Origin of the sequence: Candidatus Odyssella thessalonicensis L13, assembly GCF_000190415.1 — a bacterium.
Classification (GTDB): Bacteria; Pseudomonadota; Alphaproteobacteria; order Paracaedibacterales; family Paracaedibacteraceae; genus Paracaedibacter; species Paracaedibacter thessalonicensis.
Genome location: NZ_AEWF01000003.1, coordinates 170416 through 191762, shown reverse-complemented (window position 1 = coordinate 191762; position 21347 = coordinate 170416). Strand labels below are relative to the sequence as shown.

23 protein-coding genes and 1 tRNA gene are annotated in these 21347 nt (G+C 42.0%); 13 read left to right on the top strand and 11 right to left on the bottom strand.

Annotated features, from left to right (window positions below; all coding sequences use genetic code 11):
* Window positions 1-5 precede the first annotated feature (5 nt).
* From HMO_RS0106310 to hemE, 5 genes are all read right to left on the bottom strand, one after another.
* A complete protein-coding gene (locus tag HMO_RS0106310; protein WP_010300117.1) occupies window positions 6-284 on the bottom strand; it encodes an F-box protein in 279 nt (92 codons plus the stop codon).
* Between the two features lie 346 nt (window positions 285-630).
* A complete protein-coding gene (gene rho / locus HMO_RS0106305; RefSeq protein WP_010300114.1) occupies window positions 631-1902 on the bottom strand; it encodes a transcription termination factor Rho in 1272 nt (423 codons plus the stop codon).
* Window positions 1903-1920: 18 nt separating this feature from the next.
* Window positions 1921-2364, bottom strand: a complete 444-nt coding sequence (gene hemJ / locus HMO_RS0106300) for a protoporphyrinogen oxidase HemJ (protein ID WP_010300112.1) — start codon at window positions 2362-2364, stop codon at window positions 1921-1923.
* Window positions 2361-3374 (bottom strand): ferrochelatase, encoded by a 1014-nt coding sequence (gene hemH, locus HMO_RS0106295; protein ID WP_010300111.1) that lies wholly within the window; start codon window positions 3372-3374, stop codon window positions 2361-2363. Before hemH ends, hemJ begins: the two co-directional genes overlap by 4 nt.
* The gene (hemE, locus tag HMO_RS0106290; protein WP_010300109.1) at window positions 3371-4396 is read right to left on the bottom strand and encodes a uroporphyrinogen decarboxylase; all 1026 of its coding nucleotides are present in this window, start codon (window positions 4394-4396) and stop codon (window positions 3371-3373) included. The genes hemH and hemE overlap by 4 nt, the downstream gene beginning before the upstream one ends.
* A 367-nt stretch (window positions 4397-4763) precedes the next feature.
* Between hemE and HMO_RS0106280 the strand changes: the two genes are divergently transcribed.
* The 4 genes from HMO_RS0106280 to dnaQ are packed head-to-tail and all read left to right on the top strand — an operon-like array spanning window position 4764 to window position 7400.
* The gene (locus tag HMO_RS0106280; RefSeq protein ID WP_010300104.1) at window positions 4764-5378 is read left to right on the top strand and encodes a Maf family protein; all 615 of its coding nucleotides are present in this window, start codon (window positions 4764-4766) and stop codon (window positions 5376-5378) included.
* Window positions 5375-6109, top strand: a complete 735-nt coding sequence (locus tag HMO_RS0106275; RefSeq protein ID WP_010300102.1) for a shikimate dehydrogenase family protein — start codon at window positions 5375-5377, stop codon at window positions 6107-6109. Before HMO_RS0106280 ends, HMO_RS0106275 begins: the two co-directional genes overlap by 4 nt.
* Complete coding sequence (gene coaE, locus HMO_RS0106270) at window positions 6106-6693, top strand: dephospho-CoA kinase (protein ID WP_010300100.1); 588 nt, start codon at window positions 6106-6108, stop codon at window positions 6691-6693. The genes HMO_RS0106275 and coaE overlap by 4 nt, the downstream gene beginning before the upstream one ends.
* Complete coding sequence (gene dnaQ, locus HMO_RS0106265; protein ID WP_010300099.1) at window positions 6690-7400, top strand: DNA polymerase III subunit epsilon; 711 nt, start codon at window positions 6690-6692, stop codon at window positions 7398-7400. Before coaE ends, dnaQ begins: the two co-directional genes overlap by 4 nt.
* Window positions 7401-7924: 524 nt before the next feature.
* Here dnaQ and HMO_RS0106260 read toward each other — a convergent pair.
* From HMO_RS0106260 to HMO_RS0106245, 4 genes are all read right to left on the bottom strand, one after another.
* Window positions 7925-8419: a CarD family transcriptional regulator gene (locus HMO_RS0106260; RefSeq protein WP_010300097.1), complete on the bottom strand. Its 495-nt coding sequence runs from the start codon at window positions 8417-8419 to the stop codon at window positions 7925-7927.
* A 63-nt stretch (window positions 8420-8482) separates the two neighbouring features.
* Entirely contained in the window at window positions 8483-8821 is a 339-nt protein-coding gene (gene fdxA, locus HMO_RS0106255) for a ferredoxin FdxA (protein WP_010300095.1), read from the bottom strand.
* A 102-nt stretch (window positions 8822-8923) separates the two neighbouring features.
* Entirely contained in the window at window positions 8924-10882 is a 1959-nt protein-coding gene (locus tag HMO_RS15535; protein ID WP_010300093.1) for a PAS domain-containing hybrid sensor histidine kinase/response regulator, read from the bottom strand.
* Window position 10883: 1 nt separating this feature from the next.
* Complete coding sequence (locus tag HMO_RS0106245; RefSeq protein ID WP_010300091.1) at window positions 10884-11420, bottom strand: cytochrome b; 537 nt, start codon at window positions 11418-11420, stop codon at window positions 10884-10886.
* Window positions 11421-11506: 86 nt separating this feature from the next.
* Between HMO_RS0106245 and HMO_RS0106240 the strand changes: the two genes are divergently transcribed.
* The 5 genes from HMO_RS0106240 to HMO_RS0106220 all read left to right on the top strand — a co-directional run bounded on the left by HMO_RS0106240 (window position 11507) and on the right by HMO_RS0106220 (window position 16310).
* A complete protein-coding gene (locus HMO_RS0106240) occupies window positions 11507-12526 on the top strand; it encodes an alpha/beta hydrolase (protein WP_010300090.1) in 1020 nt (339 codons plus the stop codon).
* A 102-nt stretch (window positions 12527-12628) separates the two neighbouring features.
* Entirely contained in the window at window positions 12629-13651 is a 1023-nt protein-coding gene (locus HMO_RS0106235; RefSeq protein WP_010300089.1) for an ABC transporter substrate-binding protein, read from the top strand.
* Between the two features lie 75 nt (window positions 13652-13726).
* Window positions 13727-14647: an ABC transporter substrate-binding protein gene (locus HMO_RS14040; protein ID WP_010300088.1), complete on the top strand. Its 921-nt coding sequence runs from the start codon at window positions 13727-13729 to the stop codon at window positions 14645-14647.
* Entirely contained in the window at window positions 14644-15531 is an 888-nt protein-coding gene (locus tag HMO_RS0106225) for an ABC transporter permease (RefSeq protein ID WP_010300086.1), read from the top strand. The genes HMO_RS14040 and HMO_RS0106225 overlap by 4 nt, the downstream gene beginning before the upstream one ends.
* Window positions 15528-16310 carry an ABC transporter ATP-binding protein gene (locus HMO_RS0106220; protein ID WP_010300084.1) on the top strand — a complete coding sequence of 261 codons (783 nt, stop codon included), beginning with the start codon at window positions 15528-15530 and terminating at the stop codon, window positions 16308-16310. The genes HMO_RS0106225 and HMO_RS0106220 overlap by 4 nt, the downstream gene beginning before the upstream one ends.
* Window positions 16311-16386: 76 nt before the next feature.
* On the opposite strand, the gene HMO_RS0106215 is transcribed toward HMO_RS0106220, so the two are convergent.
* Window positions 16387-17271: a LysR family transcriptional regulator gene (locus HMO_RS0106215; protein ID WP_010300082.1), complete on the bottom strand. Its 885-nt coding sequence runs from the start codon at window positions 17269-17271 to the stop codon at window positions 16387-16389.
* 119 nt (window positions 17272-17390) lie between these two features.
* On the opposite strand from HMO_RS0106215, the gene HMO_RS0106210 reads away from it, so the two are divergent.
* From HMO_RS0106210 to HMO_RS0106195, 4 genes are all read left to right on the top strand, one after another.
* A tRNA-Leu gene (locus tag HMO_RS0106210) sits at window positions 17391-17476 on the top strand.
* A gap of 17 nt (window positions 17477-17493) precedes the next feature.
* On the top strand, window positions 17494-17817 hold the full coding sequence (locus tag HMO_RS0106205) for a hypothetical protein (RefSeq protein WP_010300081.1): 324 nt from the start codon (window positions 17494-17496) through the stop codon (window positions 17815-17817).
* A gap of 190 nt (window positions 17818-18007) precedes the next feature.
* Window positions 18008-19327, top strand: a complete 1320-nt coding sequence (locus HMO_RS0106200) for a porin (RefSeq protein WP_010300080.1) — start codon at window positions 18008-18010, stop codon at window positions 19325-19327.
* 208 nt (window positions 19328-19535) lie between these two features.
* Window positions 19536-20183: a hypothetical protein gene (locus tag HMO_RS0106195; RefSeq protein ID WP_010300078.1), complete on the top strand. Its 648-nt coding sequence runs from the start codon at window positions 19536-19538 to the stop codon at window positions 20181-20183.
* A 230-nt stretch (window positions 20184-20413) separates the two neighbouring features.
* Here HMO_RS0106195 and HMO_RS14035 read toward each other — a convergent pair whose 3' ends face one another.
* Entirely contained in the window at window positions 20414-21340 is a 927-nt protein-coding gene (locus HMO_RS14035) for a small ribosomal subunit Rsm22 family protein (RefSeq protein ID WP_010300076.1), read from the bottom strand.
* Window positions 21341-21347 lie beyond the last annotated feature (7 nt).

Here is a 21347-nt window from a genome sequence, read left to right as displayed (position 1 = left end):
TGCGGTCAGCTCCTCAAATTTTGTAGCATTCTTTGCTGGGGTTTCCCCTTATAATTCTTACAGACCTTGTGGCCATATAAGACTAAGCCATTCCACTCTCGACAAACTTGCCGTACCCCTAAGAGCTCGTCATCAGGGGTGAGCTCTAAGATTCTGACTAACATTTCTGTCGGCATATCCATCAGCGTTAAATTATGCAGCGATTCTTGAGCCGGATATTCTATTGCTAAACAAGACCAAAGGTTTGAAGCCACAAGAGTGGCTATATTCTTGATAACTTTCATAATTACTTCATAGATAATTGAGATGCCTTTACATTTAAGTATATTTAAATATTAATAGTCCACCAGGATTTTATAAAAGTTTACAATTTCCTAATAAAAATTTTATAACCCATAACCTTTACGGGTTTAAGAATTTGATATAATAGATGACTCCGCCTGTTGGGAAAACCAGACTATTAAAATGAAGAGGATGGTGAGGGCTGCCTTATCAGCAGGAAATTACAGGATAATTCGGTTTTAAGAGCACCCTTAAAAGCGAACTCAGGAAGCTTCTGAAAATTGGGATCAATAAAAAACAGGCTTAAATCTTCTCGATTTGAGCCTGCTCTAAAGCTAGATAATACTTTTAGGAGTTCATAGATTGGAAGAAATCAGCATTATTCTTGCTGAATTTAAGCTTATCAACCAAGAATTCCATGGCTTCCACCGTTCCCATAGGATTGAGAATCCGGCGCAATACCCACATCTTCGTGAGCTCTGCTTTATCAGCCACCAATAACTCTTCTTTACGGGTTCCGGACTTGTTGATATCAATAGCCGGGAAGACACGCTTGTCGGATAATTTGCGATCCATAACAATTTCCGCGTTACCCGTTCCTTTAAATTCTTCAAAGATGACTTCATCCATCCGCGAGCCGGTTTCAATAAGGGCGGTGGCAATAATTGTTAAGGATCCCCCTTCCTCGATATTACGAGCAGCACCAAAAAAGCGTTTAGGGCGCTGTAGAGCGTTCGCATCGACGCCGCCGGTCAACACCTTACCCGAAGAGGGGACAACGGTGTTGTAGGCCCGCGCTAGGCGTGTTATGGAGTCTAAAAGAATTACCACATCCCGTTTTTGCTCAACTAAGCGCTTGGCTTTTTCAATAACCATCTCTGCCACTTGCACGTGGCGAGCCGCCGGCTCATCAAAAGTCGACGACACCACTTCGCCTTTAACTGAGCGGGCCATATCCGTTACTTCTTCAGGCCGTTCATCAATCAGTAAAACGATTAAATATACTTCAGGATGATTGGTGGTAATGGCATGGGCAATATTTTGCAACATAACCGTTTTACCGGTGCGCGGCGGCGCGACCACAAGCGCACGCTGCCCCTTGCCTAAGGGGGCGACCAAATCAATGACGCGCTGCGACAGATCATTGTTACCACCCGATTTAGGCGGTAATTCCATTTCCAGCTTTATACGTTCATCAGGATAAAGCGGCGTTAAGTTATCAAAATTGATGCGATATTTAATGTTTTCAGGCTCTTCAAAGTTAATTTTATTGACTTTGAGCAGAGCAAAGTAGCGCTCACCTTCTTTAGGAGCACGAATTTGTCCTTCGACCGTATCACCGGTCCTTAAACCAAAACGACGGACTTGGCTGGGGGAAACGTAAATATCATCGGGGCCGGGCAGATAATTTGCTTCAGGAGAACGAAGAAATCCAAACCCATCCTGTAAAATTTCTACAACGCCATCACCGAAAATCGCAACATCCTTGTCTGCGAGCTTTTTTAAGATTGCAAAAACTAAGTCTTGCTTACGCATCGCGCTTGCATTTTCGATTTCCAACTCTTCGGCTTTTGCTAATAATTCAGCGGGTGACTGACGTTTAAGTTCTTGAAGATGCATAAAGAATTCCTGAATAGGTTAAAAAGGTTTGATCACTACGCAAATTATGATTATCGCCAGCAATAACGTTGGTAGCTCATTGATAAGTCTATAGAAGCGCTCACTTCGGCAGAATTTTCCACACTTGAAGTCATTATGCCAGCTTCGAAGTAAAAAATGAAAGACCAACAGAAAAGTGATTGATAATAATTTGACATGTAGCCACGGCATGTGCCATGTATCACCAATCGTGGCAAGAATTCCCCCCGATGTCAAGGAAAAAAACATGGCTGGCTGCATGATGAAGCGATAAAGCTTATCTTCCATCACTAGAAAGGTTTCATGAAGCTCAGTTCCCCGCTTAGTTTTACTGTGGTAAACAAATAATCGCGGTAAATAAAATAGCCCAGCCATCCACGCTATAATGGCAAAAATATGGAAACTTTTAATCCATAACCAGTATTCAATAAGAAATTCAGTCATCCTCGGCACCCACAGTATTTAAATTCAGGCGGACACAGGCTTGCTTGATAAGACAGTTGCGTCTCCACGCGAGCCTTAACTAAGCGTGCCAGCCCAGCAATAAACTCGGGATGAGTGCCAACAGTCGCAACACGCCCATAAAAAGGAATCCCTAACTCTGAAGATTTTTCCTTAAAATCCATATCCAATTCTACGAGAGTTTCGGAATGTTCAGAAACAAAGGTAATGGGGACAATGATAATGCCAACTTTTTCCTGAGCTGCCTGTTCTATTTCTGCCTCTAAGCTCGGGTTCAACCACTTTAACGGCCCAACTCGGCTCTGATAGCAGATACGATGATCAATCTCAAAGTTAGCCATTATTGCAGCAACACTCTGCTCCACTTGCCACTGATAAGGATCCCCATTGTCGACCAATTTCTGAGGTATGCCATGGGCCGAAAATAGAAGCCGTAGCTTGACCTGAGAGGGTGCTGCTTTGATTTCCTGATCAATTAGGTCTTGATAAGCCGTGATAAAACCAGGATCTTGAAAATAACATCCCTGCTGCAGGGTGAGGGTGTCAGGAGCGAGCTGACGCCATAATTTTAAGCTTGAGGCGGTGGTTGTTGTCGAAAATTGAGGGTATAATGGCAAGGCCACAATCTGATCTGCCCCCCAAGTTTGCACATTTTCCCATGTCTGAGCGGATAATGGATGCCAATACCGCATGGCAATAAAGACACGACACTCCCAGTCAGGCAGCAAATTGTGCAACAAGCCCTCAAGAGCTTGCTGCTGAGCTTGGGTGTTTTCCAGTAAGGGTGACTGTCCCCCTAGTTTTCTATAAATTTCTTGCGCCTTTTTTTCCCGTCGCCGTGAGATCAACTTGGCAACCAGGTAACGGAAGGGGTTAGGAAGCCCAATAATTGCTGGATCGGAAAACAAATTGGAAAGAAAAGGACGGACATTTTGCAGACTATCTGGTCCCCCCAGATTCATCAACACCACTGCTAACTTTTTTCGTCTCATGATCCTCGTCTTACAAGCTTACATACCTTTTCCACATGCGAAATCGGTGTTTGCGGTAAAATACCATGCCCTAAATTGAACACAAAGGGTCGGTTGTTGGCAATATTTAAAATCTTTTGGACTGCAATTTCTAACTCTTCCCCGCCGTGGATCAGGATTTCTGGGTCCAGATTACCCTGGAGAGGAATTTTGGGCGGTAAGATTCTATCTAATTCTTCTAAGTTAGCGTGTTGATCAACCCCTAAGGCAATATTCAAATCCTGGGGCGCTAGTTCTAAATAGGATTCTGCGATGCCCCGGCCAAAATATATTATCGGAACGTCCCCCATTTGCTGCCGTACTTGTGTCACAATTTCCCGCAGCGGCGCAAATAACACTTGTTCGCGTAATTCGGCAGGCACAAGTGCAGCCCAAGAATCAAACACTTGTACAGCAGTGGCACCGGCCCGAACTTGATTAACAAGATGACGCGTAATGGCGCATGTAAGACTTTGTAAAAGCGGTGCTAAGACCTCTACAGATCTTAATACCTGCCGGCTTTGGGAAAACTCATGGCCTTTACCCCCATCAATCATATAGGTAGCAATCGTCCAAGGCGAACCGGCGAATCCAATAAGATCTTTTGAAGGATCTAAAGCATTTCGCGTCAACTTGATTGCTTCATAGACAGGCATAAGCTGAGCATCAAAATCAGACCAGTTACAAAAGCTATGGATTTGCTCGTGATTAAGCTCCCCTAAAAGCGGGCCATGATTAGGCGCAAAATCAACCGTTTGGCCCATGGCTTTGGGAATTACCAGAATATCGCTAAATATAATAGCCGCATCGTAATCAAACCGGCGTATGGGTTGTAAAGTAACTTCGCAAGCCAATTCTGGATTAAAACATAAATTCCAAAAGCTTCCGGCTTGTTCTCTTACAGCGCGGTATTCAGGTAAATAACGCCCTGCTTGACGCATCATCCAAAGGGGGGGAATGGTGAAAATGTGACCCTTAAGGGTTTTTAAAAGACGGTTCTGCATTAATAACTATAATATGTATTTAAATAAGATGTAGTAGTAGTGGATTCCTGTGAATTATGTGGATTATTAATTATCCCTAACTTATCCACATCTTCAAGTTATCCACAATGCTATCTTTGATAAACCTAACTGAAATTCTTGGAAAATCAAAGCTTGACGTGACACTTTATCACACACATTCTGTGGATAACTATGTGAATAATGGGGATAGTTTTCATTCTTCTCCACAAATGTGAATTGTTTTAGAGTTTGGATGAAAATTACTTGGGAAACATCTCTATAACTGGCATAGTTATACACAGCTTTTAGATAAGTATGCCCCATTTAAACAGTTATCCACTATGTTTGCAGGAAGGTTAATGCAGTTATGAACAGAATTATCCACAGCCCAAATTTAATCTTGGCTTCCCAGAGTATCTCACGTGCACAAATTCTCTCGCAGGTGGGTATTGAGTTTATTGCTGTACCGTCAGATGTTAATGAGGATACAATAAAGGCGGTGGCAAAAGAAAAGAATTGGTCCATCGAACAAACGGCCTTAGAACTGGCCATTGCCAAGGCTATGGCGGTTACCTCTCGCTATCAAACTGACTACATTATTGCTGCTGATCAAATGCTTATCTGTGAAGGGCAATGGTTTGATAAAGCCAAAACCCGTGAAGAAGCTAAAGAACAGCTCAGTTTCTTACGTGGCAAACCGCACCAGTTAGTTTCGGGATGTGTTCTCTACCGCGAGGGGAAGGAAATCTGGTCAACAGTTGTCATCACCACGCTCCGATGCCGTAATTTTTCCGACGAATTTATCAAATTTTATATGGAACGCTTAGGGGATAATTTACTTCGCTCGGTGGGCTGTTATCAAGTGGAAGGTCTGGGAGCACAGCTTTTTGAATCTATTGAAGGCGATATGTTTACCATTATGGGGCTGCCCCTTTTACCCTTAATGGAAGAACTGAGGCGGCAAGGAATTCTTATAAAATGAAGTTGGCAGTTATTGGCCATAATATCTCCTATTCCCTTTCTCCTAAAATCCATCACTATTGGATAAGCCATTATGGATTACCCGGCAGCTATGAGATAATCGATCAGCATCCAGTGGATTTTGCAGCCCTTCTTGCTCATTATGAGGGGGGAAATGTTACCACCCCCTATAAAGAAAAAATTATTCCTTATTTGCATCAGTTGACCCCAGTAGCTCAAGCCATTGGGGCTGTAAATACATTTTTTGAGTCTAAGGGCCAGCTGATTGGCGACAATACAGATTACTTAGCGATCAAAGAGGTCATACAAGACTTCCCCAACCGCCAAAAAGCAATGATTTTTGGGGGAGGTGGCGCTGCTAAGGCAGCATTATTTGCTTTAAAAGAACTCAATGTGACAGCATTTATGTGTAGTCGTTTACCGCGTCAGGAGCTTGAAGTGTCGTGGCAGGATCGCCATCACCACCTGCAAGAGGTGAATATTCTTATCAATGCGACACCTCTGGGTTTAAATAATCAGGGTTGCCCTGTAGAATTTCTACCGTCGCATCCCTGTCTGGTCATCGACATGGTTTACCAACCGGTGCGAACCCCCCTCATTAATCTTGCCAAGCAGGGAGGACATTTTATTTGTGATGGATTGGAGATTTTGATTCGTCAAGCTCGGCACAGTTTCAAACGTTGGTGGAATATTATGCCAAACCTTGACGAAATAAGGGAACATCTTAAATGATTATTTTAGGGATTACTGGCTCCATGGCCAGTGGCAAATCAAGCTTAACCCATCGTATCCGTCGTCTCCTTAAGTGGCCGGTGTGGGATGCGGATGCAGAAGTGCAAAAGCTTTACCAGGATCCAAAGACAATGGAAATTATTGCATTCCTGTTTCCTCAGGCACGAACAGTGACAGGATTAGATCGCCGCGTATTGAGGCAAGCAGTTATTGAGGATCCTACAGGACTTGTAAAACTTGAATCTGTGCTTTATCCGCGGCTAGCAGAAAGCCGGCAGAAATTTTTTAAAAAAATACGCCATATGGGTAAGCCTGTTGGCGTTTTAGATATTCCGTTACTCTTTGAGAAGAATTTACAGCACTTATGTGATATAACTATTACCGTTGCCTGTCCTGATTGGTTACAACGGCAACGAATTTTAAAGCGACCAGGGATGACCCAGCCGCTGATGGATCATTTACTCTCTAAGCAGTGGCGCCAAAAAGACAAGCAACAGCGTGCTGATATTGTTATCCAGTCAGGCCTAAATCATTATCAAACCTGGACACAGTTTATGGAAATAGTTGTAAGGAAATTCCAATGAGAGAAATTGTTCTCGATACCGAAACCACCGGTTTTAATCCCAAAACAGGAGATCGGATTATTGAAATAGGATGTGTGGAGCTTCACAATTTATTGCCAACAGGACGGACGTATCATACTTATGTTAATCCGCAGCGCGATGTACCGCCTGGGGCTTCACAGGTAAGTGGTATTACAACCGAATTTTTATATGATAAGCCTTTATTTGTTCATGTGGTGGATGATTTTCTAGAGTTCATCCAAGATTCGCCTTTAGTTATCCACAATGCGGCTTTTGACATGGGATTTATTAATGCGGAATTAGAACGGTTGTGTCGTCATCCTTTGCCTCTCATTCGGACCATTGATACGGTGCAACTCGCCAGACAGAAATATCCTGGCTCCCCCGCTTCGCTTGACGCTTTATGTCGACGCTTTGGCATTGATTTATCAGCCCGCGTCAAACATGGCGCCTTATTGGATGCTGAGTTGTTAGCCTCTGTGTATCTTGAATTACGTGGGGGACGTCAAGTCGCTTTCTCATTTAAGCAAGAAGAGGCCTCCATGCGGGATCAGATCTCCATGTCCAGTACCATAGAGCATTACCGTAACCGTCCGCCACGACCGTCACGACGCTTCTCCTTAAGTGAAACAGAACTTGAACTTCACAAGCAATTTGTCGCTACCTTAAAAAATCCCTTGTGGACGACGGCAAGAACAGAAGAATAACTGGGCTTGTCAGAAAAACTCTATCCAAAGATTTTAAACAGGGACCAGCGCGAGTGATGTCATTTCTTCCAAATTTTATCTAAGAACAGTTTATTTCGCTTACCGGCGGTTTCATACATTAACTTGATCAACCGATTATCAAAATTCTCAGCAAAACTTAAATAAGAGTCAATTTCGTGGTGGCGAATTATCAGCGAATATCTTCGCTTTAAAAACTGTTCTGCTAAAGCATTTGTGTGCAAGTCGGGGAATAATATATGCGAACAGGTTCAACACAATTTTTGCCAGCGGCTAAGCTGCCATAATAACTATTATCAGAAAAAGAGTAAATTATAAAAAATACAGATGGCAAAAGAATGGTAGACTGTTTAATCAGAGCTACGAAGCAGATTGGGGGAAAAGTTATAGCTTCTGATTTATACTACAGCTAAAAGTAAAAGGATTAGCCTTTACCTTATTAATTATTAGGTATATCCAGCTTGTGGAATAATATAGACCTACTCGAGGTTAGCAGAGCGTCAGATCTAAGCAGCTCTTAAAAGTTCTTCAACTTTTTCTAATGCTGTCTCTTGATCAATACTCTCAATGGCAGCCAGTTCTCGAGCAAAGCGTTCTACCGCGGCTTGATAGATTTGACGTTCACTATAAGATTGATCTGACTTCACATCAGATTTATATAGATCTCGGATAACTTCGGCAAGAAAAATCGGATTTCCTGAATTAATCTTGTTTTCATACTCTTGGGCGCGGCGGCTCCATAGCACTTTTTTAGGACGGATCTTAGAGCGAAGAGTTTCTAAAGCTTTATGCATTTCGGCATGGGTCGATAAGGCTCTTAATCCGGACGCTTTGGCGCGGGCGAGCGGAATACGCATCAACATTTTATCTTTTTCAAAAGAGATAACAATTAACTCGATTTTAAAGCCAGCGACTTCTTGATCTTCATAAGCGACAATTTGTCCTAGGCCGTGACTTGGATAGATCACATATTGACCCACATTAAAGTTTTCATTTTCCATGGATTATCTCCTAAATTTTTATATATAGCAGAATAAACAGGCATTTGGCTGCTTGTTTGTTACTCAGCTCCCTTTACCGGGGCTTTTGGAAAAATGCTGCTCAAATTTATTCTTTACGCCTAGCCATTCGCGGGCGTCTGTTGGTTCTTCGCCTTTACGATTGATGTTTGGCCATAGGGCAGCATATTGTCGATTGATTTCAACCCATCTTTCGATATTATCGGCGCTATCAGGTTGAATCGCTTCTGCAGGGCATTCAGGCTCACAAACCCCGCAATCAATACATTCATCAGGATTGATAACGAGCATATTCTCGCCTTCGTAGAAACAGTCTACTGGGCAAACTTCTACACAATCCATAAATTTGCAACGCACGCAAGAGTCGGTGACAACATAAGTCATTGACTGACCTTTCTTTTTCAAAGATGCTTTTTATGCACCCAGTATTTGCATTTTCCAAATATTATCATAGTTTTGGATGGGGAACAACATTTTGAATTAAACCTAGAATTTATCAATAATTGAATCTATATCGCTAGTTGATAGAGGGAATTTATCATATATTTTATTTATTAAATCTAACGGGCGGTTTTGTTCCTTTTTAAGGATCACCATTATCGAGCGGGCGATCTTTCCAATTTCTTGGACACCCAGATTTTCAGAAATACCCGCTAAGGTATGGGCGAGTTTATAAGATTCTTCTATATTTTCTTCTGTTCTCAATTGATTTATTAGCTCTTGCGCTTCTGTTTTATAAGTGATCAGCATCTTCGTTAAGGGTTCCTTGCCAATCTCATTTAAGAGACTATAAATAAATCCGTCATTTAATGCTTTATTATCAGCAGCTATGGACTCGTGCGCTATTTGGATTGGTTCGTTCTCGGGCGATTGGGCAGGCAGTATAGACGAATACTTAGTAATCAGTTGAATGAGCTGAGCCTTATTAATGGGCTTACTAGCAATATCATCAAATCCCAGGCTTTTAAATTCTTCTGGTGAAGTGGTAATTGTATCTGCAGTGAAGGCAATAATAGGTAGATTTCTTCCTATCTCTTTATTTCTTAAGCGTTTATTTGTTTGTAACCCATCCATTTCAGGCATGTTAATATCAAGAAACACCATATCAAAGCTATCTTTATCAAATAACTGAAGTGCTTCTTGGCCGTTATTAGCTATGGTTACTTTTTGGCCTAAATTTGTCAGAATGCCTTTGATAGCTTGCTGGTTAATAGGATGGTCCTCTGCAACCAGAATATTTAAGGTGGGAAGATTTTCACTCTCCTGGGCAGATAAAACAGATAAAGGTGTGTCAGTTACCAAAGGAAAAATAACTGTGAACCAGAAGGTGCTCCCCTTACCTAAGCTACTTTGAACACCAATATCGCCTCCCATTAGGGTTACCAGTTTCTTGCAAATTGACAACCCTAAACCGGTGCCCCCATGCGTTCTTACTGTAGAAGGGCTTGCTTGAGTAAAGTCCTGGAAAAGATTAAGAATAACGTCAGCTGGTATGCCGATGCCGGTGTCAACGACTCTAAAAAGTAAGGAGGCTTTGTCTTTTGCTGCCTCAAAGAGTTTAACATAAACACTAATTTTTCCTTGGCTGGTAAACTTGATGGCATTGCTGATTAGGTTAACTAATACCTGCTGAAGCCGCACTTGATCGCCAATTAAATATTGCGGTACATCTTGATCAATTTCACAGTCAAAAGCCAGCTGCTTTGCAGCCGCTAACGGATGCAAGATATTGTAAATATCATCTATAACATTGTGAAGCCTAAATTCAACCTTCTCGAGTTCCAGCTTGCCAGAAGCGATCTTGGAAACATCCAAGATGTCATTCACTAAGGTGAGGAGCATCTGGGTCGACGATAATATTGTGTTGATATATTTTTGCTGCGTTTCATCGAGGGGCGTTTCGCGTAATAGTGTGGCCACACCCATTATCCCACTTAAGGGTGTGCGTAATTCATGGTTAAGAGAAGCGATAAACTTTGTTTTAGTTTGGGACGCTTTTTCTGCATCCTGAATGGTTCTTTCCAGTTGATCTTGCAACACCCGGTAAGAGTTTATATTGACAACCGTGCCCATAAGTGGATAAGGGCTCTTCGGTGTGGGAGAGATATAGGACGTAATTAAAACGCTAATAAAATGGCCAGCACGATGTTTTAAGCGGCATTCTATTTGATTCTTAAGATTATTAGTGCTTTTCCGCCTCATGTCTATATATTGGATAACGCGGGCGCGATCTTCGGGATAAATGATTTCCCTCCACCCCTCTTCTGAAGTTAAGAAATCGCTCTCAGCTTCATATCCCAGCATGGAAATTAGCCGGTTAGAGATAAAAAAGTCATTATTCTGGATAACAAAAAAACCATCGAGGCATTCTTTAAATCCCTCAATAATCCAGTTCTGTTTAAGGTTATCAGGGGTTTTCCTTCTCTTTGACCACCAGCCAAGCATTTTATTGCCCCTTAATCATTCTTCTTAACAAATTATTTTTACGCCCCCATTGATGGTAGCAAGCTGCCCCCATATGCAAGCCAATCAATGCAACAAAACTTGTGCCGCACAGATTATGTATTAAAGCGGCCCCCTTGCTCGTCACAAAGTTTTTTTCAATAAACGCAGGTATAGTAAGCCAATTAAATAAAGGGATAGGATAGCCCGCCGAAAGAGTCATGATTATTCCCGAGAGAGGCATAATCAGCATCATTAAGTACAATACAGGTGCGCTTAACCGAGTAAGGATATCCTGACTGGGCAAAGCTGGGGTCGGGAATAGGCTGCGCCAGAGAAGTCTGAGACCAACCAAACTTAGGACAATTAACCCAAAAGATTTGTGAAGCTTGTAGAGATCGTATTTAGCTGGCGAGGCAGCCAAAGCTGTCATCGTAAATCCTATATAAAGCTGCCCGATAACTAAGAGCGCCATGAACCAATGAAAAATTCTCGAAATAACACCCCACTGATTGACATCATTCTTAAGTAATGGTTTCATCTATGTATCCTGAGAATTGTTGCTTTTTTACTAAAACTAAATCTATGCTAGACTTAATTAAAGTTTGCACTAAGACTCAATAAGAAATGGTTAAGACCTTCCTAAAATTATTTTTTTGTTTAGTTCTCATTCACTGTAATGGTGTGAAAGCTGAGCCTATTTATGGTTATCTGAAAACCCATGATAATCTCAATATACGGGTGGCCAGGTGGGAAGCTACGGGCAAAAAACGTGGCACTCTCTTCTTTTTACAAGGGATGGGAGGATTTATCGAAGGATATACTGACTTTGCTCAACGGATGAATAACTTGGGCTTTGATGTCTTTACCCTTGATTGGCGCGGGCAAGGCGGTTCAAGCCGTGCGACCAAAAAACAAACTTTGCTTCATATTACCAGCTTTGATGACTACGTTAAGGATTTAGAAGTTTACTTTGCACAGCAAAAAGAGTTTGCGCGGCCCGTCATTATTGTTGGAAACTCTATGGGCGGCCATATTGCTTTACGCTATATTTATAGTCACCCTAATGCGGTTGATGGTTTAATAGCTTTATCGCCGATGGTTGATATCAATACTCAGAATTACCCCTATTTTATCGCGCGTTCCATGGCAACACTGTTGAGCAATGTGGGCGGCGCAGAAAGTTATGTGTTTGGATTCGAACAATTTAATCTGGATCGTTGTATTGCTAGCTTTGATCCAGAAAAATATGGGGATCGGGAGAAATACTTGGCCGATTGCGTGTATTTAAATTCGCATCAAAATTTGGCAACGGGGGGCCCAAGTTTTTCTTGGCTTGCTGCAGCTTTTGAATCTTGTGATTTAATAAGAGATTATGATTTCACGTCACGTATTTTAATCCCTGTGCTGATGGTAACTGTTCCGAAAGATCATCTAGTTGATCCGGATGCTCAACGGGAACTATGTGCAATTATGCCTAAATGCCGACAGATTCTTTATCAGGAAGGGCACCATAACCTTTTAAAAGATAATGAGAAACTCATTGAGAGATTGATTAATGATATTGATCGCTTTGTCAAAGATTTGCCGACGCTGCAAAAAGGAATACCTCAATCAATTTTAGTGATGAACAATGTGGAGCGATAAAAATATTTGACATTTATTATTTCAGCTCCTATATCCTAATTATGAATGACTAAAGGTCAACCCAAAAAGAAAGTATTTTAATGATAGGTTTATCCTACTTACATGCATGGCGATGGTGGCATCATCACAGTTGTTGATGAGTTGTTGTCTATTGTCCAATGTTATGTTTGTAGGTCCTCAATGTTTAAACTTATTATCGCGTTATTTACCCTTACCTTAAATATTTTTTGTGCTGCTGAAGCAAAATATCTGATTGCAATAACTAAAATTGCCCCTCATCCGTCTCTTGATTTGATTGCAAAAGGCATAAAAGATGAGTTAGAAAATTCTGGTCTTGAGATCGAATTTCAGGCAGATACTGCCCAGGGGAATATTTCCACTGCCGTGCAAATTGCTAAAAAATATGCTGCTTTAAAGCCAGCCCTAATTATTCCGATTACGACCCCCTCGGCCCAAACGGTTTACAAGGCCGCCTTGTCTCAAAATATTCCGGTGGTTTATGCCGGGGTTTCCGATCCTGTGGCTGCCCATCTTATTGATGCTGCAACGCGGCGCGGCCAAAATATAACGGGGGTGAGTGATTTACCGCCGATTGCTGAACAAATTAAACTTATCCGTACTTTACAGCCATCGGCACAAAGAATCGGCGTTCTGTATAATCCTGGTGAACCTAACTCCGTTGTCTTGGTCGAGTTATTTAAGAAGCAAGCCGCTGCTCAAGGGGTCAAGATTTTTCTGTTTCCTTGTCCTTCGGTGATGGAGTTGGTGGCTATTACTAAGCGTATCCACGGCACCGTAGACGCTTTATACATTCCCAATGACAATACTATTATTTCTGGTCTTAATATTGTTCTAAATAATTTACCTAACATGCCTGTGTATGCTTCAGATCCTGAATCTGTTGCGCGCGGCTGTCTGGCCAGTGCAGCAATTTCGCAATATCAAATTGGCCAAGAGGCCGGAAAGTTAGCTGTACGCGTTCTCAAAGGCGAGGATCCTTCGTCCATCGCTGCTGTTGAAGCCAGCGCAACGCAAGTTACTATTAACCAACAAGCAGCAGCGCGATTGAAGATCAACATTCCCGCTGATCTGCTTCAGAATGCTCAAGTTATTACAGGAGAATAATATGCATTGCCATCATCGCCCCTATCAAAAAATGAGACGTAATATTATTTACACTACTTTGTTGAGAGAATCATTATGCTATCCGCGTTTATTAAATACATCACCGCTATCATAATTTTTAGTTTTACCAGTGGGTATGCCAAAACGATTGGCATTATTCAAGTTATTGAACACCCCGCCCTGGATGCCACCCGGCAGGGGCTTATAGAGACTCTTCAGAAACTTGCCCCCGATTATAAAGTCTCTTGGTATTCTGCCCAGGGAGATATGGCGACAGCAGTCCAATTAACGCAAAAATTTGTCGGCCGAAAAGTAGCAGCCATCGTCACTTTAGGCACCATGCCGACTCAAGTTGCCGTAAGAATTTGCCAACAAGCTACCATTCCTGTCATTTTTGCTTCAGTTACTGATCCTCGTTCAGCCGGGCTCCTAGGAAAAGCTTGTGGTGTTTCTAACTTTGTTGACGTAGAACGCCAAATTGCGGCTATAAAGGAAATTCTTCCTCGCCTTAAAAGATTAGGCATTATCTATAATCCAAGTGAGGCTAACTCGGAGAAGCTGTTATCCTTAACCCGTCAAGCCTGCCAAGAAAAGGGGATTGATTTACAGTGTGCAATAGCGGTCAAGACGGCTGACGTGGCCATGGCGACCCAAAAACTGGTCGGGGCGGTCGATGCCCTTTTTATTAACAACGATAATACAGCTTTAGCGGCTTTTCCTTGCGTGATAAGAGTAGCTGATAAGGCTAAGATTCCTGTTTTTGCCAGCGACGTTGATCTCATTAAAAGTGGTGCTCTTGCCGTTTTAGGACCTGATCAATATAGGATTGGTATTCAAGCAGCGCATATGGTTAACAAAATATTAGTTGCCGGCCCGATCTTTGATGCGACCTCGGTCACTTATCCTGATTCGGTCTCTCTTACTATTAATCCTGAGAAAATGAAATCTCTTGGTGTCCCTACTGACCCCATGCCCAATGGAAAGGAAATTCAATGAATATTATACAGTTCACCGGAGCCATTGAGCTTGGCCTTATTTACAGCTTAGTAGCGATCGGCATATTTTTGTCTTTTCGAGTTTTAAAATTTTCTGATTTAACTGTTGGGGGCAGTTTTCCTTTGGGAGCTGCGGTCACGGTTTCTCTAATCTCTCTTGAGATTGATCCATTTCTTGCCACTTTAGCGGCCCTGGCGGCTGGCGCTTTGGCTGGCTGGGTTACAGCGACGTTGTCGATCCGTTTCAAAATTATAGATTTAATCGCGAGCATTATAACCATGACTGCTTTGTACTCAGTCAATATTAGGGTTATGCATGGCCAATCCAATCTTAGCATTTTAGGCCAAGAAACCTTAATTAGTAAGTTAAAGCCTACCTTTGCTTTTCTAGGTGGATCTTATGCTCTGATTGCGCTTTTAGTCTTATTGGTGAGCGGTATTAGTATACTTCTCTACCTTTTTCTGTCGAGTCATTATGGTTTAGCATTACGCGCGACCGGTAATAATGCCCGTATGGCACGAGCAAATGGCATCGCAGATGGGCGTATGATTCAAGTGGGTTTGGCCCTTTCTAATGCTTTGATAGCTTTAGCCGGTTCTATTTTTGCTCAAGAGAATAGTTTTGCAGATGTTAACATCAACGTTGGTATTATTGTTGTGGGGTTGACTGGCTTAATTTTAGGCGAGACTTTGTTGAGTTCGCACCGTCTATTTTTGCAATTATTTGCCTGTCTGGTCGGAGCTATCGTTAATCAGTTGTTATTTGCTGTGGCTTTGAATGTGGGAGATATCGGCTTAGAACCAACGGATCTGAACTTAATTACAGCGGTCATTCTGGCCGGCGCCATGATTTTACCTACTCTCAGAAAGGGGACCCAAAAATGATTGTCATGAACGATATTAATTTAACTTTTGCACCCCAAACGGTACGAGAGAAAAAGGCGTTGGTTGATTTAGGGTTACAGATTAATGAGGGAGATTTTATTACGGTTATCGGTAGCAATGGCGCTGGTAAATCTACGCTGTTAAATACAATTTCTGGAGAATACATTCCTGATTCGGGCTCAATATTTATTGATGACCAGGATGTCACTTTGCTGCCTGCCCAAAGCCGTGCTGCTGTGGTTGCCCGCGTTTTTCAGGATCCTTTAGCAGGTTCCTGTGGTGAGTTAACCATTGCAGAAAACTTAGCCCTGGCTGCCTATAGAGGATCATCCCGAGGATTGCGACGAGCGCTTAACGTGCAGGACAAATTAACTTATAGAGCAATGTTACAAGGTTTAAATTTAGGCCTTGAAGAGCGTTTAGATACCTCGATGTCTGCCCTATCGGGAGGGCAACGTCAGGCAATAAGTTTGCTTATGGCAACCCTAAGTCCCCTCAAAATTTTACTTCTGGATGAACATACTTCTGCGCTTGATCCTAAAACAGCAGCTTTTATTATGGATTTAACGCAGCAATTAATCACCGAGAAGAAATTAACGGCACTTATGGTTACCCATAGTCTGCAGCAAGCCTTAAACTTTGGGAATAGAACGATCATGATGCATGCTGGAGGCATAATTTATGATATTAAAGGCGAAGCGCGCAAAGAATTAACGCTGGAAAAGATTATGCAACTATTTTCCGATAATATTGATAGCGATAGAATGGTGCTGTGCTAACTTGGTTCTCAGGCAAGCGAGTCAGTTTACAAGAGGGCTTTAACGCAGAGAGGTAAAGAATAGTGTGGGGGAGAGTTTATGGCTTGCCATTAAATTCTCGCTCCAAATAATTCTTTGCAACTTCAAACAATCGATCGGTCAATGCCCTCTTGGTAGAAAAGCGCCGATGAATAAAACTGGTCTTGATCTCATAACTGGTAAAATTCTCGATAATATTGATCATCCGACCCTTTTCTAAATCCTCTATTGGCAAGCGACTGCGCGGTAGGATACAGATCCCCACACCCTTTAAAGCTAAAGCATAAAGATTGCGAACGCTGTTTGAGCTTACAAAAGGTTCAATCGTATCAAAGACTTCTTTCGGGTGAAATTTTAAGCCTTTATACATTAACAGACGATGATTTCTTAACTCGTAAATGGTTTTGGGAGCCCCATACCGTTCAATGTACTCGGGTGAGCTAAAAAATTGCATAGGATCTGTATAAAGAAGAGTCTGGCTTAAATCGCTGCGGTTGGTCAGATGAGGGCCGATAACCACGTCCACGCTTGGATCCGTAAAGTCTATATACTCATTGCCTGACATCACTTCCACCCGTATATCCGGAAACTCTTTATAGAAATCCATCAGTATGCCAGGCAGCTCAATGTCGGCTACGCCTTGGGTTGTCGCAATCGTTAATTCTTCGGGTAATTGCTGTGAAGGTTCTACCAGGCTTAAGTTTTCCACCACAATCCGGCAGAACTCTGCAAAATTTTGTCCAATCTCTGTTAAAGACAGTCGATTTTGATTGCGATAGATTAAAGGTTCGCCAATAGACTTTTCTACCGAGTTTAAATCGTTATGCACTTTAAAAGATGGAAGTTTTAACTTTCTTGCGACGACTGCAGGTGAGCCTTCTTTTACCAGATGATGAAAGAGGATACACTTCTGAATCGATATTTTATCAAATTTATTTGTCACCACAGGGACCTTAATTTTTGTAAGGATATTTTTATTATATCATTTTTTTAGTAAATATTCCCCTAAGTCTGCAAGAAATTCTTGCACATCTTAAAAGTTTTGTTTATTCTCTACAATAAGCCTGCTTGGTGGAATCGGTAGACACAACAGACTTAAAATCTGTCGCCTTCTGGGCGTGCCAGTTCGAGTCTGGCAGCAGGCACCACCAAAATTATATAACCTATGTCTAAAAAAGCTGTACAATCCTTTGAGCAAATCGAACTCTTTTCACAGCCTAAAGCGGCCCTGACTCCTCCATTACCCTCAACAGAGACTAAGAAACCGTTTGTCCCTGTGCAGATTATGGCACTAGAGGGGGCAGAGGTTAAGAATAACTTTATGTATATGCTGCGAATTCTCATTAATAATCATAACCGATCCCTGCATCAAACAGAGAGCCAAGATCAATTTGTGAGTACTCTAACTAATGAGATAAAAATTAAAAAGGGACTGTTGGATCCCGATATTGCTGTCCGCAATTGTGTCCTAAATTCTTCTAAGAAATAGATATTTAGCCTATATTTTACTTTATCTTTAAGCAAAATTTAGTAAAACTTCAGTGTGATTTTAAAACAACATTAGTGAGAATACGTTGGAAAATGTGTTCTTATTGTTTGCTTTTAAGGTTTTTTTGCGGTGTTATTATACTAGTTGAGCCCTGGAGAGGGTTCTAAATTGTTAATTCGGAGGGTATTTTATGAAGAAGCTAGTTCTTAGCGCCATTGCCGCTTCTGCACTTAGCACCTCAGCTATGGCTGAAGCTGTTGCACCAACACTGCAGATTAGCGGTAACACAATTATGAACGCATATGCTGTTAGCCAAAAGGTAAAAAATAACGGTAAAGCACGTGCGCATCATTTTTCAAATGACATTTCTGATCTTTTCTTTCTAGTTGCTGGTCGGACCGCATCTGGAATTGAATATAAATACAAAATCAACTTCCAAGCATTCTCAAATGCAAATCCGACAGTTGCTCAAAACTACGTCGAATTCAATACAAAAGCTGGTACATTCCAGTTTGGTAACGTTGTTGGTCCAGAAGACACAATGATTGAAGATGCCGGCGCGATCGTTGGCGGTACAGGCACATTTGATGGTGCATATAAAAACGTCTTCAATATCTCAGCTTTCTCCCTACGCGGAAACGACGTCATCGGTGATACCGGTTATGCAACCAAGTTGGTTTACTATACACCTGAGCTTTGGGACTTCCGTTTTGGTGTAGCTTACACACCTCAGACATCTCATCTTGGTGATGCCAAATTAGATAACAACTCCATCCAAGGTAATGGCAACGTTCCTGGTGTACGCAACTTCTTACCAGCTCTACCTTCCAATATGGATGTGTATGGTGTTAATAGCTGGGCCTTTGGTCTTTCCTTCAAGAAAGAAATTGGTAACTGGGGTATTAACTTGAATGGTGCTTATATCACTGATCAGTCCTATATTTCTGCTACAAACAGCAGCACAGTGAAGTATAACGCAGCTCTGTCTGGTAACTATAAGCTAAGACTTCGCAATACATCCGCTTATCAGTTGGGTGCAATCGTTGGCTACCGTATGGCTAATGGTCACTTGGTACAAGTCGGTGGTGGTTGGTTAGATAACGGACATTCTCGTTTGTTCCGTCGCCAAGCAACAATTTCCAGTGGAGCTAACACAGCGACAACAGGTAATCTCCATACAGGTGATTCCGGTGAAGCTTGGAACGTTGGTGCAGGTTACACCATGGGTGCTTACAAGTTTGCTGCTTCTTATCAACACATGGAAAGAAAAACAGAAGCTACCCGTAAAGCTAAAACAGATGTTTGGAGCTTGACAGGTGATGTTGTTCCAGTTGCTGGTCTGAAGTTCTTTGGTGAAGTTGACTATGTTCAAACCAAATCAAATGCTGCAGCACAAAACTTGGCTCAAGACTTTACCAATAAGTTTGATGGCAAAGCCAACATGAACACAGTAGCCAATGCCAAGAACAAGGGTGCTGTATTTATTATGGGTACAAAAATCAGCTTCTAATTTAGAACCTGATTATGATATGAAGGCTCGGGTTTTACCCGAGCTTTTTTTATTTATTCTCGCTGCACTTTAAGATCTATCCTTTTAAAGATATCCGATACCTATCCTTAAAATTATCAATTTTGACATGCAAAAAGCTTAGTTTTTGTAGATAAATTGTTAAAAATATCCTATAAACAATCTATAGTTTAACTTAATGGTGCTTCTAATGAATAATAAGATTATTGTAATGGCAACTTCTATGCTTTGTTGCCAACTTGCCCACGCTGGGAATTGGAATGTTGCAGCAAGAATCAGTACACTGGGACTCGCTGGCGAAATCGGTTACCAATTTAATGAAACCTTTGCCTTAAGACTGCAAGGCACCTGGTGGGACCACTTTAAAAAGACACTCAGTTATGACAATGTAAAATACCATAATGTCCGTTTCCGTCCCCTGACGGTTAATGCTTATGCTGACTGGTATTTTTACACCAAGTGGTGGCGTCTGAGCCTCGGTGCTGGCTATAATGCAACTAAAATTAATCTTAGCCAAGATTTTAGTAATCACCCTGATCAGATAAAAAGATTACTGGGCGTTGTCACATCAAAGTATCGCTATAAGAATCCATTAAAATATTATATTGGGACAGGCGTGGATATTCGCAATTTGGGCGGTAGCAAGTGGACCTTTACCATGGATGCCGGGATCTATTTTATGGGAAAAGTGAGTGCTAAGGTAAGGATGACAGGTCTTTTAAAAGATGATCCCGGTGCTGTTAGCGCTACTAAACGTGCGTCTGAAGAGCTGCTTAACGATAAAAAATGGTTCTCAACTTATCCCGCCATCAGCCTAGGCTTTAAATACGAATTTTAAGAAGGGGTTTAGCGACACTTCTTAATCTTGAGAATAAAGGAAAGGGCTTACTGAGATCCTGCTTAGAGAGAAATCCTTGTAAAGAGGCTTTACAAGGATTTCTATTATTATCGGCGCTATAGCCACAAAATCAATTTCTTACTCCCCTGCCCCTTAAAACAGACTAAGGAAGGGACGTTTTCACATCTGAGCTAACTTTAATTATACGGACCCCAGTAAGCTTTTATAAATTAGAGAATCTTATCGCCCCAAGTGCTCTTTCTTAAGAGAGCATATTTCTCGGATTTAGATTTGCTATAGGATTCGTTAACCACTGTTCCTTGAGGGGTGCACAGATCAATGATACCGTGGCTTGAACGATGCTGTGGCTGTTTAAGCACGCGCTGATAGATTTGAGAATTAGGATGCTTGCTCGCTAACAGATAACTGAACTTTTCATCCTCATAATTTAATTCTGCACCTTTCACGCTTCGGTGTAAGGAAGACCGAGGCAAGCGGGTCCTGAAATGGCACCAATCTTGGCCCTGGAGCGGACAGCTTAAGCTATGAGGACAAGGGGCAATAATGCTTGCCCCTTGGTCAATAAGAGACGACCGTACTTCGCGTAATTGCTCAAAACCTTGAGGGGTCCCTGCCGTAATAATGAGCAGATAATCGTTTGTTACATTCCATATCTTATCTATTATTTTTAAGCGTTTAGAAGAAGGGAGCTCATTCAAGACATACGACAATAAAACCAAGTCAGCTGACGGGAACTTAGAAGCGGATGAAATATCTTCTTGATGCCATAGTCCCTGAGGGATTAATTGTTGCCCAATATTAGTCATATGGGCATCTTCTTCTAACAGGTAATATTGGGAGCCTTTAAAGCGCTCCAGGCATGCTAAAGTAGCTGTCCCGGGTCCACTTCCTAAATCTAGAATGATCTGAGGTGCATACTCTTCTGGAAGCTCTTTTAAGCAAGACTGAACGCAAGCATAGGTGGCTGGCAGACGTGCTGCGACATAAGCAACCGCTTCTGCTTGACTCTTAAAGCCGCGCTTGTCAGCGGATAAGCGATAGCGATTGCTAAGGTTGGTATAGGCTTGGGCAAGCTGTGTGGAGGAATAGGCAGCTGTCATCTGGGTGATATGGGTTTGTAACCAGAGGGGGAGCATCAGGACA